Consider the following 15,418-nt stretch of genomic DNA (forward strand, 5'->3'; position numbering starts at 1 on the left):
AATTTCTGATAGAGGGGGGAAATTTTCGTGAGCGAGAAAGAACATCGCGTGTCAAGAAGACAATTTTTAAATTACACACTCACAGGGGTAGGAGGCTTTATGGCTGCCGGTATTTTAATGCCGATGACGCGATTTGCGCTTGATCCGGTGTTAAGAAAAGAAGCGGGAACGGATATGGTTGCTGTTGCGCAAGTAAAGGATATTACAACAGAGCCGAAGCGTTTCGATTTTAAAGTGAAGCAGGTTGATGGTTGGTACAAGTCTGAAGAACCAAAATCAGCTTGGGTTCATAAAGATGAAAGCGGAGACATTGTTGCGTTCTCTCCAGTATGTAAACATTTAGGATGTACAGTTAACTGGAATTCGGACAAAGCACATCCGAATCAATTCTTTTGCCCATGTCACGGGGGTCGTTATACAAAAGATGGGATGAACATTAAAGGTACGCCACCCCTTGCTCCGCTTGATGTGTACGAGTCTAAAGTGAAAGATGGAACGCTGTATCTAGGAAAAGCGAAGCCAAGAGGGGGTGCAAAGTAGATGTTAAATAAAATTTATGATTGGGTGGATGAAAGATTAGATATTACACCAATATGGCGTGATATCGCTGATCATGAAGTACCTGAACATGTAAACCCGGCACATCACTTTTCTGCATTCGTCTATTGCTTTGGAGGACTTACCTTTTTCGTTACTGTAATTCAAATTTTATCTGGAATGTTTTTGACGATGTATTATGTGCCTGATATTAAAAATGCTTGGGAATCAGTTTACTATTTACAAAATGAAGTTGCTTATGGGCAAATTGTTCGTGGTATGCACCACTGGGGTGCTAGTCTCGTAATTGTAATGATGTTTTTACATACACTCAGAGTTTTCTTCCAAGGTGCGTATAAAAAGCCCCGTGAGTTAAACTGGATTGTTGGTGTTCTTATTTTCTTTGTTATGTTAGGTCTTGGTTTTACCGGATATTTATTACCGTGGGATATGAAAGCTTTATTTGCTACAAAAGTAGGGATTCAAATTGCAGAGCAAACACCGCTCATTGGTCCTTATATTAAAACATTACTCGCTGGTCATTCCGAAATTGTTGGCGCTCAAACATTAACTCGCTTCTTTGCTATTCACGTCTTCTTCTTACCAGCAGCACTTCTAGGTTTAATGGCCTTCCACTTCATCATGATTCGCAAACAAGGTATTTCCGGTCCACTATAAGAGATTGCTAAATTAAAGGGGAAAGAACTAAAGGAGGGAGATTATGCATCGCGGCAAAGGGATGAAGTTTGTAGGAGATTCTCGGGTACCAGTAGCTCGGAAACCAAATATTCCAAAAGACTATTCTGAATACCCAGGGAAAACAGAAGCATTTTGGCCGAACTTCTTGTTAAAAGAATGGATGGTTGGTGCAGTTTTTTTAATCGGTTATTTATGTTTAACAGTGGCGCATCCGTCGCCGCTTGAGAGAATGGCGGACCCAACAGATGCTGGATATATACCACTTCCAGATTGGTATTTCTTATTCTTGTATCAGTTATTAAAGTATTCGTATGCTTCCGGTTCATTTACTGTAATTGGAGCATTTATTATGCCAGGGATTGCGTTTGGAGCATTACTGTTAGCTCCATTTCTTGATCGAGGTCCAGAAAGACGTCCATTGAAGCGTCCTGTGGCAACTGGATTTATGCTTTTAGCAATTGCATCGATTATCTTTTTAACTTGGGAATCTGTAGCACACCACGACTGGGAAGCTGCAAAAAAACAAGGAGCAATTGTAAAAACAGCGCCAGTTGATAAAAATGATGATGGCTATAAATTAATGCAAAAAAATACTTGTTTAACATGTCATGGTGACAATTTACAAGGCGGGGCAGCAGCACCGGCACTGCAAAACTTAACTTTAAAGCCAGAAGAAATTGCTAAAATTGCGAAAGAGGGAAAAGGTTCAATGCCTAAAGGTGTATTTAAAGGTACGGATGAGGAACTGAAGAAGCTTTCGGAATTCGTTGCAAAGTATAATAAAAAATAATAAAAAAGCTGACTACAAAATTTGTAGTCAGCTTTTCTATTTAGTTGGATGAAGTTTGTTATAATAGAGTAGGATTTAGTGAATGAATTACTTTGCTTGAAAGGTGTTGGACATACGGATTGGTGTACTTGTATGCAATGTTAAGACAACGCTCGGTATTATTATTTTTATTAATTGTTAACTTATTAGGTACAATTTATGGATTTATATGGTACGGAAATCAATTGAAAGAAACGTCACCTATATTTTGCCCGTTTGTACCAGATAGTCCTATGGCGACTCTCTTTTTTGTCTTTGTTTTAATTGCTTTTTTGGCAAAGAGAAACTGGGGATTAATAGAAGCGTTAGCGATTGTAACTTTAATAAAATATGGTATTTGGGCTGTTGTTGTAAACGCGATTATGATTTACGTAAAAGGGCCTATAGGCCTTATGGGCTACATGTTAATGCTTTCGCACTTCGCGATGGCAATACAAGGATTTTTATATGCTCCATTCTATCGTATAAAAAAATGGCATTTTATAGTAGCAGCTGTGTGGACGTTGCATAACGATGCAATTGATTATTTATTTTGGCAAATGCCGCGATATGGAATTATGCATTTGTTTGTAGAGGAAATTGGTTATTTTACGTTTTGGTTAAGTATTGCTGTACTATGTATTACATATTATTGTTGCTTACGTGAGCAAAGAAAACAATTTTCTTTATGATGGTTAGAACATTTAGGGGGAGAACATGGAGAAAAATAAGAGTGGTACAAAAATATTGGATCGATTGATTACTTTAGTTGTTTCATATAGCATAGCATTTTCTATTTTTGCACTCGCAACAACGGCAGTTGTATATGGAAAATGGTTGTATTATTTTGAAATTGATTTTTTAAATATTCCTGATTTAGCGGATATGACGAAGGATGAAATTAAAAGAAATTACGATGTGCTTATTACATATTTATCCCCGTTTTATGACGGAGCATTACATTTGCCCACATTAGATATGTCCACAAATGGCCGTATTCATTTTGTAGATGTTAAAAATATTTTAGTAAAGATTCAATATGTGATGTATGCGACAATTATGATTGCAGTGATAGGCGGAATTTATTTATTAAAAAAGAAAAATGAAAAGTTTTTACTGCACGGATCGATTTTAACAATCATTTTTCCGATAGCGCTTATGTTACCAATTGCTATTAATTTTGAAAAGAGTTTTGTATTATTCCATAAACTTTTATTTAGTAATGATTATTGGGTTTTTGATCCTGAAAAGGATCCAATTATATTAATGTTACCAGAAGAGTTCTTTATGCATGCTGCGTGTGCTATTTTATTATTCATTTTAGGTGGGAGTATACTTTGTTACAGCTTATATAGATATCTCGTAAAAAAGAAAAGGATGTCACAGAAAAAATTCTCTGCTTAAAGAGAATTTTTTTCTTTGTAAAACGATAATATATTTTTCGGTCTAGTTCTGTTCTATTCTTGTCCAAATTAACATATTTTGTACTAGTAGTTAAGGGGGGACCGGGATGAAGAGAACATTAATTGGATTGATAGCATTTCTAATTATAATGTTTCCGTTACGTATATATGCTGAAGAGTGGAATGAGCTAACAGGGTTGTTAGACGACTCGTTACAGTTAGTGAAGCGTAATGAAGATGAAAAAGCGGTACAAGTATTACAACATTTCTCGGAGCAGTTTTTAATAAAGGGGAATGAAAAGAAGCAGGAAGTAACACCAGATCAAGTTAGAGTTATTTCTTTAGCTTACGATAAGGCGCAACAATCGCTCTCTGAAGAAGGTTTAGGTAAGCAAGCTAAAATTGATAATGTGCTGGCATTACAACTTGCTGTTGATGCACAAGTATCGAAATATCAACCACTTTGGATGGAAAGAGAAAGGAAAGTAATGGATGCCTTTTCTCAAATGGAAAAAGCGATGGAAAAAGAAGATGCTGGGCAGTTTCAACAAACGTTAAATACGTTTTTAAATGAATTCAATATTATTTATCCAAGCTTAATGATTGCTTTGCCAGAAAACGAGGTCCAGCGTGTAAATGTTCATTTATCTTATTTAGATGAATTTCGTAACGTTATGTTAAAAACGAAAGGCGGCCAAATGCAATTAGGGATTATTAAAGGGGATTTGCAAAAGATATTTCACACAGTAAAAAAAGATGAAATTGCACCCTCTCTCATTTGGTTTATGACAATTACTGGGGGACTTATTTTATTCACATTAACTTATGTTGGATGGAGAAAGTATAAAGGAGAGAGAGAAAAAAGAAAAAGTAATGTACATTCTAAAAATAGATAATGCAATAAATAAAGATATGGATTGTAAGGTTTATTCATTGACAATAGTGGCAGAAGAAAATAGAATGAGAAGTACTATAATTAAAACTTCAATGGAGGTTCATGATGTTTTATTTAATTTACTTCGCGATCATAATGATCATACCGTTGTATGCACAGTCAAGAGTACGTAGTGCCTATAGCAAGTATTCACAAGTTTATTCAACATCAGGTATGACAGGAGCGGAAGTGGCTCGAAAAATTTTAGATGAAAATGGATTATACAACGTAGCTGTAGAAGAAACACCAGGTCATTTATCAGACCATTATGATCCAACCGCTAAGACGGTTCGATTATCAACAGATAACTATTATGGACATTCAGTTGCTGGTACAGCAGTTGCAGCACACGAAGTAGGACACGCAATTCAAGATGCACAAGATTATAACTTTATGCGTATTCGTCATTCGTTAGTTCCTGTGGCTAATTTTGGATCGAATATATCATGGGTATTTATTATGATTGGTATATTTGCGACAATGTCAAAACTATTGTTATTAGGTATCATTTTAATGGCAGCAGGTGTTGTGTTCCAGCTCGTTACATTGCCAGTTGAGTTTGATGCGTCAAAGCGCGCAATGCAACAAATTGAAGCGTTAGGTATTGTATCAACAGATGAATATGGGCAAGCTCGTAAAGTATTAAATGCGGCAGCATTAACATATGTAGCAGCTGCAGCTGTAGCGGTATTTGAATTATTACGTCTCGTATTAATGTATACTGGTATGCAGCGTAGCGACGACTAAAGACTATCAATTTTGATAGTCTTTTTTTGTTGTGTGGATTGAATTATATAATGTATTGCAAATAGAAATAATAGAAGTAATGCGGAAAGGTGGTGGGGGAAATGAAATATCCAGACCATTTAGTAAAACAAGTGCAAAAGCGTAGTGCTCCTTATCAACTAGAAGGTTTTTTAAGTGGACAAGGTCCTGAAAATCCCAAATTTATGTTGTTAGGAGAAGCACCTGGTGAAACAGAAATTCATAATGGGATTCCGTTTAGCGGGAGGGCGGGAAAACAATTAATGGTTTTTTTAGAGCGTATCCACGTTACAAGGGAAGAAGTATATATTACGAGCGCTGTTCGGAGTAGACCTTATAAATGGCGAGAGAAAAAAGAACGAAATGGTGAAATCATACAAAAAAAGTATAATAGAACGCCAAATCAGGGAGAAATAGTTGCCCATGCGCCTTTGTTAGATTATGAATTAGAGAAAATACATCCGAAGCTTATCGTCACGCTTGGAAATATCGGTCTTCAACGTTTAACAGGAAAAAATAAAAAAATCACAGATGTACACGGGCAATTATTAAAACAGCCCATTCAAAAATTAAAGGATATGCAAAGTGCAGAGTTTACATGGTCAGAGAAAGAATATCATGTTTTTCCGACTTTTCATCCAGCTTCCATTTTTTATAATCGGAGTTTATTGGAGCTTATTCATGAGGATTTTGAGAAGCTTAAAAGACTTGTAATAAAAAACTAGAAAAGCTAAGGCGCTTTTCTAGTTATATTTAATTATGTAAAGGGTTTTTATTTTCATCTAACGTAAACCCTTCACCAACTACATCATGTACATCACTTACAGCGACAAAAGCATGAGGATCTACAGAAGTAATGATATTCTTTAATTTCACGATTTCATTTTTAGCAACAACGCAATACAATACATTACGTTCCACTTTTGTATACGATCCAACAGCTTTTAAAAAGGTTGCTCCGCGCTCCATTTCAGATAAAATTTTGGCAGCAATTTCATCGTTTTTCTCTGAGATAATAGTCGCTCCTTTGGCAGCATAAGCTCCTTCTTGCATAAAATCAATGACTTTAGCACCGATAAAAACAGCAACTAGCGTATACATGCCCTCACGGTATGATAAATAGGTAAGAATAGAGACGACGATAACGACAGCATCAAACATAAACATTGTTTTCCCCATACTCCAGCCAACATATTTGTGCGCTAGTCGTGCGATAATATCTACACCGCCAGTAGTCCCGCCATATTTAAATATTATTCCAAGGCCGATACCGATAAATGCCCCGGCGAATAAAGCTGCGAGTGTCATATCATTTTGCAAGTTTAAATGTAAGTTGAGTACTTCGTAACGCTGGAAAATCCATAGAAATAAAGATACGCTAAAGGTTCCAATTAATGTATATAAAAATGTCGTTCTGCCAAGTAACCTCCAGCCAATAAAAAATATAGGGATATTTAAAATTAAGTTTGAGTAGGAAGGATCAAACTTAAATAAAAAATACAATAATAGTGTAATACCAGTAAACCCACCCTCTGCAAGGTGGTTTTCAATATTGATATTGACAATACCGAAAGAAAATATAGCGGAACCAATTAAAATAAAAATAATATTTCGCATCTTCAATTTTGATGTCATATAGAAATCCCCCTAATTATGTAATGATTGCATTGCTCCGCTGAAACGGTAAAACATAATAATAAGTAATTTCTAGTTGCTAGTGAAAATAGTAAGAACCTGATTGATGTGGGCTGATTTTTTGTGTAAAGTGAAACTTCTTTTGCAAAAATCGCAAAAGAAGTTTCACTTTACCCCGTACCAACGGCTGGTAGGAGATAAACCTCTGAAGAAAGGCAAACCAGCCGTAGGAACCCGATTAGTTCAACTAATCTTTTGCAAAAAAATCACAAAAGAAGTTTCACTTTATTATAGTCTATCCAAAAATGGGTCGCAAATAGGTGTTTGGCGGGGAATAATATTTGTCAAATCGCGATGAATTGGCTAACATGAAAGAGGAAGGATTAGAGGTGAATAGTATGGAAGCAAAAACGATGAAAGATATGCAGAAAGAAGTAGATGCATATATTGGTCAGTTTAAAGAAGGTTATTTCAGTCCGCTTGCAATGATGGCTCGTTTAACGGAAGAAATGGGAGAGCTTGCAAGAGAGGTAAATCATTATTATGGTGAGAAACCTAAGAAAACAACTGAAAAAGAAAGAAGTATTGAAGAAGAGCTTGGAGATGTATTATTTGTTATGATTTGTATGGCAAATAGTTTAAATATTGATTTAGAGACAGCACATAACATTGTAATGAATAAATTTAATACACGTGATAAAGATCGCTGGACACGTATTGATGAGGGAGAGAAAGAATAATGAAAGAAATTAAAGTAATTATCGCCGGACCAAGAGGACGTATGGGACATGAAGCAGTCCTTCTTATGGAAAGAACGGAACATTTTAATTTAGTAGCAGCAGTGGATTATAAGCATGGTGGTGAGAAGATTTCTGATTTACCTGGCATGCCAGCATTACATGCGCCGATTTACGCTGATTTACATACTTGTTTAGATGAAGTAGAAGCAGATGTGTTGTTAGATTTAACAACACCAGAAGTGGGGAAACAACACGTTACACTTGCAGTTGAGCGTGGACTTCGTTCGGTTATTGGTACAACTGGATTTACAGAAGAAGAATTGACACGTTTAACAGAGAATGCAAAAGAAAAAGCAGTAGGAACAATTATTGCTCCAAACTTTGCAATTGGTGCAGTTCTTATGATGAAATTCTCACAAATGGCAGCGAAATATTTCCAAGATGTTGAGGTAATTGAATTACATCATGATCAAAAATTAGACGCACCATCTGGTACAGCTGTAAAAACGGTAGAGTTAATTCGCCAAAATCGTGAATCAAAGCAGCAAGGTCATCCAAATGAAGTAGAGCAACTAGCAGGTGCACGAGGTGCAAATGTAGACGGTATTCACATTCATAGTGTACGTTTGCCAGGGCTTATTGCACACCAAGAAGTAATGTTTGGTGGAGATGGACAAATGTTAACAGTTCGTCATGATTCATTCAATCGTGCATCATTTATGTCAGGTGTAAAACTATCAATTGAGACAGTAATGAACCTTGATCATCTTGTGTACGGTTTAGAAAATATTATCGACTAAAGGGGAGACAACGGATGAAAATTGCCTTAATCGCACATGACAAAAAGAAAAATGATATGGTTTCGTTTGCATACGCATATAAACCAATTTTTGAACAACATGAATTATTTGCAACAGGAACGACAGGGCTTCGCATTATGGAAGCGACTGGATTAGTTGTAACAAGATATCAATCTGGCCCTCTTGGTGGAGATCAAGAAATTGGTGCAATGATTGCAAAGAACGATTTAGATATGGTGATTTTCTTCCGCGATCCATTAACAGCACAGCCGCATGAACCGGATGTGAATGCATTACTTCGTTTATGTGATGTATATGCGATTCCACTTGCAACGAATATGGCAAGTGCTGAAATGTTAATGCACGCATTAGAGCGAGGAGATTTAGATTATCGTAAGTTAAGAAAATGAGGGGAACAATTATGAGTGGATTACATATATTAGCGTTTGGTGCTCATGCCGATGATGTTGAAATCGGCATGGCTGGTACCATCGCTAAATATACAAAGCAAGGGTATGAAGTAGGTATTTGTGATTTAACAGAAGCTGATCTTTCTTCAAATGGAACGATAGAGTTGAGAAAAGAAGAAGCGAAGGTCGCAGCTCGTATAATGGGAGTAAAAACGAGGCTGAATTTAGCGATGCCAGACCGTGGTTTGTATATGAAAGAAGAGTATATACGTGAAATTGTCAAGGTGATCCGTACATATAAACCAAAACTAGTTTTTGCGCCGTACTATGAAGATCGCCATCCAGATCATGCAAATTGTGCAAAGCTTGTGGAAGAGGCTATTTTTTCAGCAGGAATCCGTAAATATATGCCGGAACTTTCACCACATCGTGTGGAGTCTTTTTATAATTATATGATTAATGGTTTTCATAAACCGAATTTTTGTATAGATATAAGTGAGTACCTCTCTATAAAGGTGGAAGCATTAGAAGCGTATGAAAGTCAGTTTTCAACAGGGAGTGATGGTGTTAAGACACCGTTAACAGAAGGTTACGTTGAAACTGTGATTGCTCGTGAGAAGATGTTTGGAAAAGAAGTTGGAGTCTTGTATGCCGAGGGATTTATGAGTAAGAAACCGGTTTTATTACATGCTGATTTATTAGGGGGATGTAAATGAAATTAAAAATAGGTATTACATGTTATCCTTCTGTAGGTGGTTCTGGAGTTGTTGGAACAGAATTAGGAAAGCAATTGGCGGAACGTGGGCATGAAATTCACTTTATTACATCGGGTTTACCATTCCGGTTAAATAAAGTATATCCAAACATTTATTTTCATGAAGTGACGGTAAATCAATACTCTGTATTTCAATATCCACCATACGATTTAGCGTTAGCAAGTAAAATGGCCGAGGTTGCACAAAGAGAAAACTTAGACATTTTACATGTGCATTACGCAATACCACATGCAATTTGTGCATATTTAGCAAAACAAATGATCGGAGAGCGTATTAAAATTGTTACAACCTTACATGGAACAGATATTACTGTGTTAGGTTCCGACCCTTCGTTAAATAATTTAATTCGTTTTGGTATTGAGCAATCGGATGTTGTTACTGCTGTCTCGCATTCATTAATTAACGAAACACATGAGCTTGTAAAACCAAGTAAAGAAATTCAAACGGTATATAACTTTATAGACGAACGTGTATATTTCAAGCGTAATATGTCTCAATTAAAGAAAGAATATGGTATAAGTGAGAGTGAAAAAGTACTTATTCATATTTCGAATTTCCGTAAAGTGAAACGTGTGCAGGATGTTGTTCAGGCATTTGCTAAAATTGTTAAAGAAGTAGATGCGAAGTTGCTTCTTGTTGGAGACGGACCAGAATTCTGTACGATTTTACAGATAGTGAAGAATTTACATATTGAAGATCGCGTTTTATTCCTAGGGAAGCAAGATAATGTTGCAGAACTACTTGCGATGAGTGATTTAATGTTGCTTCTATCAGAGAAGGAAAGTTTTGGTCTTGTTTTATTAGAAGCAATGGCGTGTGGTGTACCTTGTATCGGAACACGGGTTGGAGGTATTCCAGAGGTTATTCAACACGGGGAAACAGGATATTTATGTGAAGTTGGCGATACAACAGGAGTGGCAAATCAAGCTATTCAGCTATTAAAGGACGAGGAACTTCACCGTAATATGGGAGAACGAGCAAGAGAAAGTGTTTATGAGCAATTTCGCTCAGAAAAAATTGTTTCACAATATGAAACGATTTACTATGACGTACTAAGGGATGACAAAAATGGAAAGATTTAAAAAAGCTAGTTCTATTATTGAGACATTAAAGCAACAAGGACATGAGGCTTACTTTGTTGGTGGGAGCGTACGAGATCTTATTATCGATAGGCCGATTAGAGATATTGATATTGCGACATCTGCTCTACCAGAAGAAGTGATGGCTATATTCCCAAGAAATGTTCCTGTTGGTCTTGAGCATGGAACTGTAATTGTTGTAGAAAATGGTGAGCCCTATGAGGTAACTACTTTTCGAACAGAAAGCGAATATGAAGATTTTCGAAGACCTAGTAGTGTTCAATTTGTTCGTTCATTAGAAGAGGATTTAAAACGTCGTGATTTCACGATGAATGCAATTGCTATGACAGAAGAAGGCAAAATGGTCGATTTATTTGCTGGACAGGAAGCCATTCAACAGAGAGAAATTGTGACAGTTGGAAATGCTACGGATCGTTTTCAAGAAGATGCCCTGCGAATGATGCGTGGTATTCGGTTTGTAAGCACGTTAGGTTTTTCATTAGAAATGAAAACGAAGCAAGCGATTGAAACGTATGGGCATTTGCTAGAACATATAGCAATTGAGCGTATTACAGTAGAGTTTGAGAAACTGTTAACTGGTACATATTGTGTGAAAGGTCTCAAAGAATTAGTAGAGACGAAGCTATTTTCTCATTTGCCATATTTACAAATGTCAGAAGAGAGACTGTTAAAAGCTACGCAGTATAAATGGGATTCTTTCGAAACGGATATTGAGGCGTGGGCATTTTTCTTATATTGTATCGGAGAAGAACATCCATCTGTCTTTTTACGTCAATGGAAGTTTTCGAATAAAAAAATAAAAGATATTGTTGCAGTTTTATTGACAATCCGTACTAGAAAGGAGAAGGATTGGGATACAGTCCTTCTTTATAAAACGGGAATTCATATCGCTGAAATGGCAGAGAGAGTATATGAAGCGATGATTGAACGCTATGACCCTACATCTGTTGAACGAGTACAATCAATGTTTCATGCATTGCCAATCCAGGAGCGTCAAGAAATGAAAGTGACTGGTAATGATTTATTAAACTGGGCAAACAAAAAGCCTGGTCCGTGGGTTGCTGAGATGCTTCAGAAAATCGAAGAAGCAATCGTACAAGGAAACGTAGTTAATGAGAAAGAGCGTATAAGGGAGTGGCTACAAGGATGCAATCTACTATAAGAAAGCAGTTATTGCAAGTTTTTTCTGAAGCGGATGGCGAGTTTGTATCCGGCCAAACAATTAGTGATAAACTTGGTTGTTCAAGAACTGCTGTGTGGAAACATATGGAGGATCTGCGGAGTGAGGGATATGAACTTGAAGCTGTGCGTCGATTAGGTTACCGAATTGCAAGTAAGCCAGACAAAGTGACCGCTAATGAAATTCAGTTAGGGCTACAAACGAAGCGGATTGGTAGAACAGTGTATTTTGAAGAAACTGTTGAATCAACGCAGCACATTGCAGCAAAACTTGCTTATGAAGGTGCAGAAGAAGGAACAGTCGTTGTAGCAGAAGAACAAACAGCGGGAAGAGGTCGTTTAAGCAGAAAATGGCATTCACCAAAAGGAACAGGGATTTGGATGAGTATTATTTTACGCCCATCAATCCCAGTTCATCATGCACCGCAACTTACTTTGTTAGCGGCCGTTAGTGTTGCACAGGCAATTGAAAAATGCACGGGTGTAAACGTAGGAATAAAATGGCCAAATGATATTTTAATTCAAGGTAAAAAGGCTGTAGGTATATTAACAGAAATGCAAGCGGATCCTGATAAAATTAATGCTGTCATTATGGGCATCGGTATTAATGCGAATCAAAAGCAAGAACATTTTGATGAAGAAATTCAGCACATTGCTACTTCATTAGCGATTGAATCAGGTAAGCCGATTGTTCGTGCAGAACTTATGCAACAAATCTATTTACAACTAGAAAAATTATATGAAGAGTATTTACAAAATGGTTTCTCTGTCATTAAAATTCTTTGGGAAAGTTACGCTGTGAGCATCGGGAAAGAAATTACCGCTCGAACGATGAGAGAGACAATTACGGGGTTAGCAAAAGGAATCACAGAGGATGGTGTATTACTTCTGGAGGATCATGAGGGGAAAGTACATCATATTCATTCTGCAGATATTGAAATTAAGTAAAAGAAGTTCCTCTTTTGGAACTTCTTTTTATTTCAATAGTTTTGAGTTGAATTTGTAACATGATAATAAATTTTTTTCATATTTAAAGTTCATTTCAAAATATCTTCCGCCTAGTTGGCAGGGCATGTTATTTGACGATTACTTTGCCTGCCATTCCTTTAAGAAGATGGTATCGACATATTAATTCATATGTACCAGTATTTTTAGGTTTCACGGTAATATTCTTTTCTTTTCCTGACTCGATTACGACGTCAATGCCGAGTTTTTTCACTGTAAAGGTGTGCTCGTTTTTACCTTTATTTTTCAATAGTAATGTTGTTGATCCTTCAAGCGGAATCGTGATAACATTTGGATTAAAGTAATCATCATTTAGTTCAACCTCAATCACTTTCGTTAAATCGGTGGGGGGTGTTACGACAGTAACTGAGGCAAATACATGGGAGGATCCTAAAGACATCCACCATACAATCATTACAAGCAAACTGCTGAATCGAAATAACCACCTGTTCATAGACATCTGCAATTCTCCTTTGTTAAGTACTTTCCTCAATTAACCTGCATCATTAGTTTAAGAGTTATACTATACAGTTAAATGGATTACAGAAAAAATTAACTTGGACTTTTTTAGCATGCGTTGAAAAAACATGTATCTTTTCAGGATTGAATTCTCCATAAAAACTGTATAGCATATATACTCTCGTGTTAAATTTCATATACCGTAATAAGAATAAAAAATTATTTTTTCAAAAAAATGTAGTAATTCCTTTTTGTAGTTTGCTATAATTAGTTCGAATGTGGGCAGTATCAGAGCGAACTGCACCATGATTCGAAGTCATACGAAAAATAATAACTTGGATTCTGCCTTGATCCAATAACGGACTGGGACAGAGGGATGAATAATGCCGACTAACACACAACCCTTCTGCCCTTTTATGGTCAGAGGGGTTTTTTATATGATTTCGGCCATCTCCTCTCTCCTGCATAAAGGAGGAGTAGTTTTTGAAAACAAAAACAGATTTTTTGAAGATGAAAGAGCAAGGTGAGCCGATTACAATGCTAACGGCGTATGATTATCCATCTGCTAAATTAGCAGAAGAAGCTGAAGTTGATATGATTCTAGTTGGAGATTCTCTTGGAATGGTTGTACTCGGATACGATTCAACAGTACCTGTAACAGTAGAGGATATGATTCATCATACGAAAGCTGTACGCCGTGGAGCGAAAGAGACGTTTATTGTAACTGATATGCCATTTATGTCGTATCACGTATCATTACAAGAAACGATGGTGAATGCACGTCGCATCGTTCAAGAGAGCGGGGCACACGCACTGAAGGTAGAAGGTGCTGGAGAAGTTATATCGACGATTCAATATTTGACGAACGCAGGAATTCCTGTTGTAGCGCATTTAGGTTTAACCCCTCAATCTGTAGGAGTGTTGGGTGGATATAAAGTGCAAGGAAAAGATGCGGAGAGTGCAAAAAAATTAATAGAAGATGCAAAGAAATGTGAAGAAGCTGGTGCAATAGCGCTTGTGTTAGAATGTGTACCAATGCAGTTAGCAGAACTTATTTCAGAGCAACTAACAATACCAACAATTGGGATTGGTGCAGGACAAAAAGTAGATGGACAAGTGCTTGTTTATCATGATCTTATCTCATACGGCGTAAATCGTGTTCCGAAATTTGTGAAGCAATATACGTCTGTTCAAGAGGAGATTGTGCGTGGGATTTCACAATATGTTACTGAAGTAAAGACAAGGCAATTTCCTGAAGAAAAACATTCGTTCACAATGAAAGAGGAAGAATGCTTAGCGTTATACGGAGGAAAACAATAATGAAAATCGTAACTACAGTGCAAGAGATGCAGCAAATTACAAGCGAACTTCGTGCAAGTGGAAAGAGTATTGGTTTTGTTCCAACAATGGGTTATTTACATGAAGGCCATGCTACTTTATTACGTAAGGCAAGAGAAGAAAATGAAATTGTAGTTTTAAGTGTATTTGTAAACCCGCTACAATTCGGCCCAAATGAAGATTTAGATCGATATCCTCGTGATATTGATAGAGATGAAAATGTAGCAAAAGAAAACGGTGTAGATTATTTATTTTATCCGAGTGTAGAAGAAATGTATCCAGCAGAACAAACAACAACAGTAGAAGTTGTGAAGCGCACGGACGTATTATGCGGTCAACAAAGACCTGGTCATTTCGCTGGTGTTGCAACTGTACTGATGAAACTATTTAATATTACGGTGCCAACGCGTGCTTATTTCGGTATGAAAGATGCTCAACAAGTTGCAGTAATTGAAGGATTTGTAACTGATTTCAATATTCCAGTTACAATCGTACCAGTTGATATTGTAAGGGAAGAAGATGGTTTAGCGAAAAGTTCTCGTAACGTGTACCTATCACAAGATGAACGTGAAGAAGCTCTTCATTTATACCGCAGCCTATGTATAGCGAAAGAAAGAATTGAGGCAGGTGAACGTAATCCGGAAATCATTACAAATCTTGTGAAAGATTATATTGAGACGCATACGAAAGGCACTGTAGATTATGCGGATTTATATGCATATCCGTCATTAACAATGGTAGAGAAAGTCGAAGGAAGAATCATTTTAGCTATTGCAGTTAAGTTTGAAAATGTAAGATTAATTGACAATATAACATTAACGGTTAAATAA

At 36.7% G+C, this 15,418-nt stretch carries 19 protein-coding genes; 17 read left to right on the forward strand and 2 right to left on the reverse strand.

What is annotated here, in order from left to right; all coding sequences use genetic code 11:
• The first annotated feature begins 27 nt into the window (after nucleotides 1–27).
• The 8 genes from qcrA (at nucleotide 28) to MR112_RS01625 (ending at nucleotide 5,871) form a co-directional block, all read left to right on the forward strand.
• On the forward strand, nucleotides 28–540 hold the full coding sequence (qcrA, locus tag MR112_RS01590) for a menaquinol-cytochrome c reductase iron-sulfur subunit (protein WP_001290420.1): 513 nt from the start codon (nucleotides 28–30) through the stop codon (nucleotides 538–540).
• Nucleotides 541–1,215, forward strand: a complete 675-nt coding sequence (qcrB, locus tag MR112_RS01595; RefSeq protein WP_000932700.1) for a menaquinol-cytochrome c reductase cytochrome b subunit — start codon at nucleotides 541–543, stop codon at nucleotides 1,213–1,215. It abuts the gene before it with no gap.
• 43 nt (nucleotides 1,216–1,258) lie between these two features.
• The gene (qcrC, locus tag MR112_RS01600) at nucleotides 1,259–2,026 is read left to right on the forward strand and encodes a menaquinol-cytochrome c reductase cytochrome b/c subunit (protein WP_000554603.1); all 768 of its coding nucleotides are present in this window, start codon (nucleotides 1,259–1,261) and stop codon (nucleotides 2,024–2,026) included.
• A gap of 119 nt (nucleotides 2,027–2,145) precedes the next feature.
• Nucleotides 2,146–2,736: a lipoprotein heptaprenylglyceryl N-acetyltransferase LhaT gene (gene lhaT, locus MR112_RS01605; RefSeq protein WP_242244733.1), complete on the forward strand. Its 591-nt coding sequence runs from the start codon at nucleotides 2,146–2,148 to the stop codon at nucleotides 2,734–2,736.
• A gap of 25 nt (nucleotides 2,737–2,761) precedes the next feature.
• Complete coding sequence (gene lit / locus MR112_RS01610) at nucleotides 2,762–3,448, forward strand: lipoprotein intramolecular transacylase Lit (RefSeq protein ID WP_000414378.1); 687 nt, start codon at nucleotides 2,762–2,764, stop codon at nucleotides 3,446–3,448.
• Between the two features lie 106 nt (nucleotides 3,449–3,554).
• Nucleotides 3,555–4,343, forward strand: a complete 789-nt coding sequence (ypjB, locus tag MR112_RS01615) for a sporulation protein YpjB (RefSeq protein WP_000831584.1) — start codon at nucleotides 3,555–3,557, stop codon at nucleotides 4,341–4,343.
• A 101-nt stretch (nucleotides 4,344–4,444) separates the two neighbouring features.
• Nucleotides 4,445–5,128 carry a zinc metallopeptidase gene (locus MR112_RS01620; RefSeq protein ID WP_011109966.1) on the forward strand — a complete coding sequence of 228 codons (684 nt, stop codon included), beginning with the start codon at nucleotides 4,445–4,447 and terminating at the stop codon, nucleotides 5,126–5,128.
• Nucleotides 5,129–5,229: 101 nt separating this feature from the next.
• On the forward strand, nucleotides 5,230–5,871 hold the full coding sequence (locus MR112_RS01625) for a uracil-DNA glycosylase (RefSeq protein WP_000876878.1): 642 nt from the start codon (nucleotides 5,230–5,232) through the stop codon (nucleotides 5,869–5,871).
• Nucleotides 5,872–5,899: 28 nt separating this feature from the next.
• Here MR112_RS01625 and MR112_RS01630 read toward each other — a convergent pair whose 3' ends face one another.
• A complete protein-coding gene (locus MR112_RS01630) occupies nucleotides 5,900–6,781 on the reverse strand; it encodes a YitT family protein (protein WP_000202121.1) in 882 nt (293 codons plus the stop codon).
• A 398-nt stretch (nucleotides 6,782–7,179) separates the two neighbouring features.
• Between MR112_RS01630 and MR112_RS01635 the strand changes: the two genes are divergently transcribed.
• The 7 genes from MR112_RS01635 to MR112_RS01665 are packed head-to-tail and all read left to right on the forward strand — an operon-like array spanning nucleotide 7,180 to nucleotide 12,734.
• Complete coding sequence (locus MR112_RS01635; RefSeq protein ID WP_002108639.1) at nucleotides 7,180–7,521, forward strand: nucleotide pyrophosphohydrolase; 342 nt, start codon at nucleotides 7,180–7,182, stop codon at nucleotides 7,519–7,521.
• Complete coding sequence (dapB, locus tag MR112_RS01640) at nucleotides 7,521–8,321, forward strand: dihydrodipicolinate reductase (protein WP_000658813.1); 801 nt, start codon at nucleotides 7,521–7,523, stop codon at nucleotides 8,319–8,321. The genes MR112_RS01635 and dapB overlap by 1 nt, the downstream gene beginning before the upstream one ends.
• Before the next feature lie 14 nt (nucleotides 8,322–8,335).
• Nucleotides 8,336–8,731 carry a methylglyoxal synthase gene (mgsA, locus tag MR112_RS01645; protein ID WP_000684765.1) on the forward strand — a complete coding sequence of 132 codons (396 nt, stop codon included), beginning with the start codon at nucleotides 8,336–8,338 and terminating at the stop codon, nucleotides 8,729–8,731.
• A gap of 11 nt (nucleotides 8,732–8,742) precedes the next feature.
• Nucleotides 8,743–9,447, forward strand: a complete 705-nt coding sequence (gene bshB1, locus MR112_RS01650; protein ID WP_000015673.1) for a bacillithiol biosynthesis deacetylase BshB1 — start codon at nucleotides 8,743–8,745, stop codon at nucleotides 9,445–9,447.
• The gene (gene bshA, locus MR112_RS01655; protein WP_000768305.1) at nucleotides 9,444–10,589 is read left to right on the forward strand and encodes an N-acetyl-alpha-D-glucosaminyl L-malate synthase BshA; all 1,146 of its coding nucleotides are present in this window, start codon (nucleotides 9,444–9,446) and stop codon (nucleotides 10,587–10,589) included. Before bshB1 ends, bshA begins: the two co-directional genes overlap by 4 nt.
• The gene (locus MR112_RS01660) at nucleotides 10,576–11,769 is read left to right on the forward strand and encodes a CCA tRNA nucleotidyltransferase (protein ID WP_242244734.1); all 1,194 of its coding nucleotides are present in this window, start codon (nucleotides 10,576–10,578) and stop codon (nucleotides 11,767–11,769) included. The genes bshA and MR112_RS01660 overlap by 14 nt, the downstream gene beginning before the upstream one ends.
• Nucleotides 11,754–12,734 carry a biotin--[acetyl-CoA-carboxylase] ligase gene (locus MR112_RS01665; RefSeq protein WP_001192063.1) on the forward strand — a complete coding sequence of 327 codons (981 nt, stop codon included), beginning with the start codon at nucleotides 11,754–11,756 and terminating at the stop codon, nucleotides 12,732–12,734. The genes MR112_RS01660 and MR112_RS01665 overlap by 16 nt, the downstream gene beginning before the upstream one ends.
• A gap of 127 nt (nucleotides 12,735–12,861) precedes the next feature.
• On the opposite strand, the gene MR112_RS01670 is transcribed toward MR112_RS01665, so the two are convergent.
• Nucleotides 12,862–13,251 (reverse strand): cupredoxin domain-containing protein, encoded by a 390-nt coding sequence (locus tag MR112_RS01670; RefSeq protein ID WP_000062388.1) that lies wholly within the window; start codon nucleotides 13,249–13,251, stop codon nucleotides 12,862–12,864.
• A gap of 482 nt (nucleotides 13,252–13,733) precedes the next feature.
• Between MR112_RS01670 and panB the strand changes: the two genes are divergently transcribed.
• Nucleotides 13,734–14,570, forward strand: coding sequence for a 3-methyl-2-oxobutanoate hydroxymethyltransferase (gene panB / locus MR112_RS01675; protein WP_000851108.1), 837 nt, complete (start codon nucleotides 13,734–13,736; stop codon nucleotides 14,568–14,570).
• On the forward strand, nucleotides 14,570–15,418 hold the full coding sequence (gene panC / locus MR112_RS01680; protein WP_000707025.1) for a pantoate--beta-alanine ligase: 849 nt from the start codon (nucleotides 14,570–14,572) through the stop codon (nucleotides 15,416–15,418). Before panB ends, panC begins: the two co-directional genes overlap by 1 nt.

The sequence above is a fragment of the Bacillus cereus group sp. BfR-BA-01330 genome (assembly GCF_022663885.1).
In the GTDB taxonomy this organism is placed as follows: Bacteria; Bacillota; Bacilli; order Bacillales; family Bacillaceae_G; genus Bacillus_A; species Bacillus_A cereus.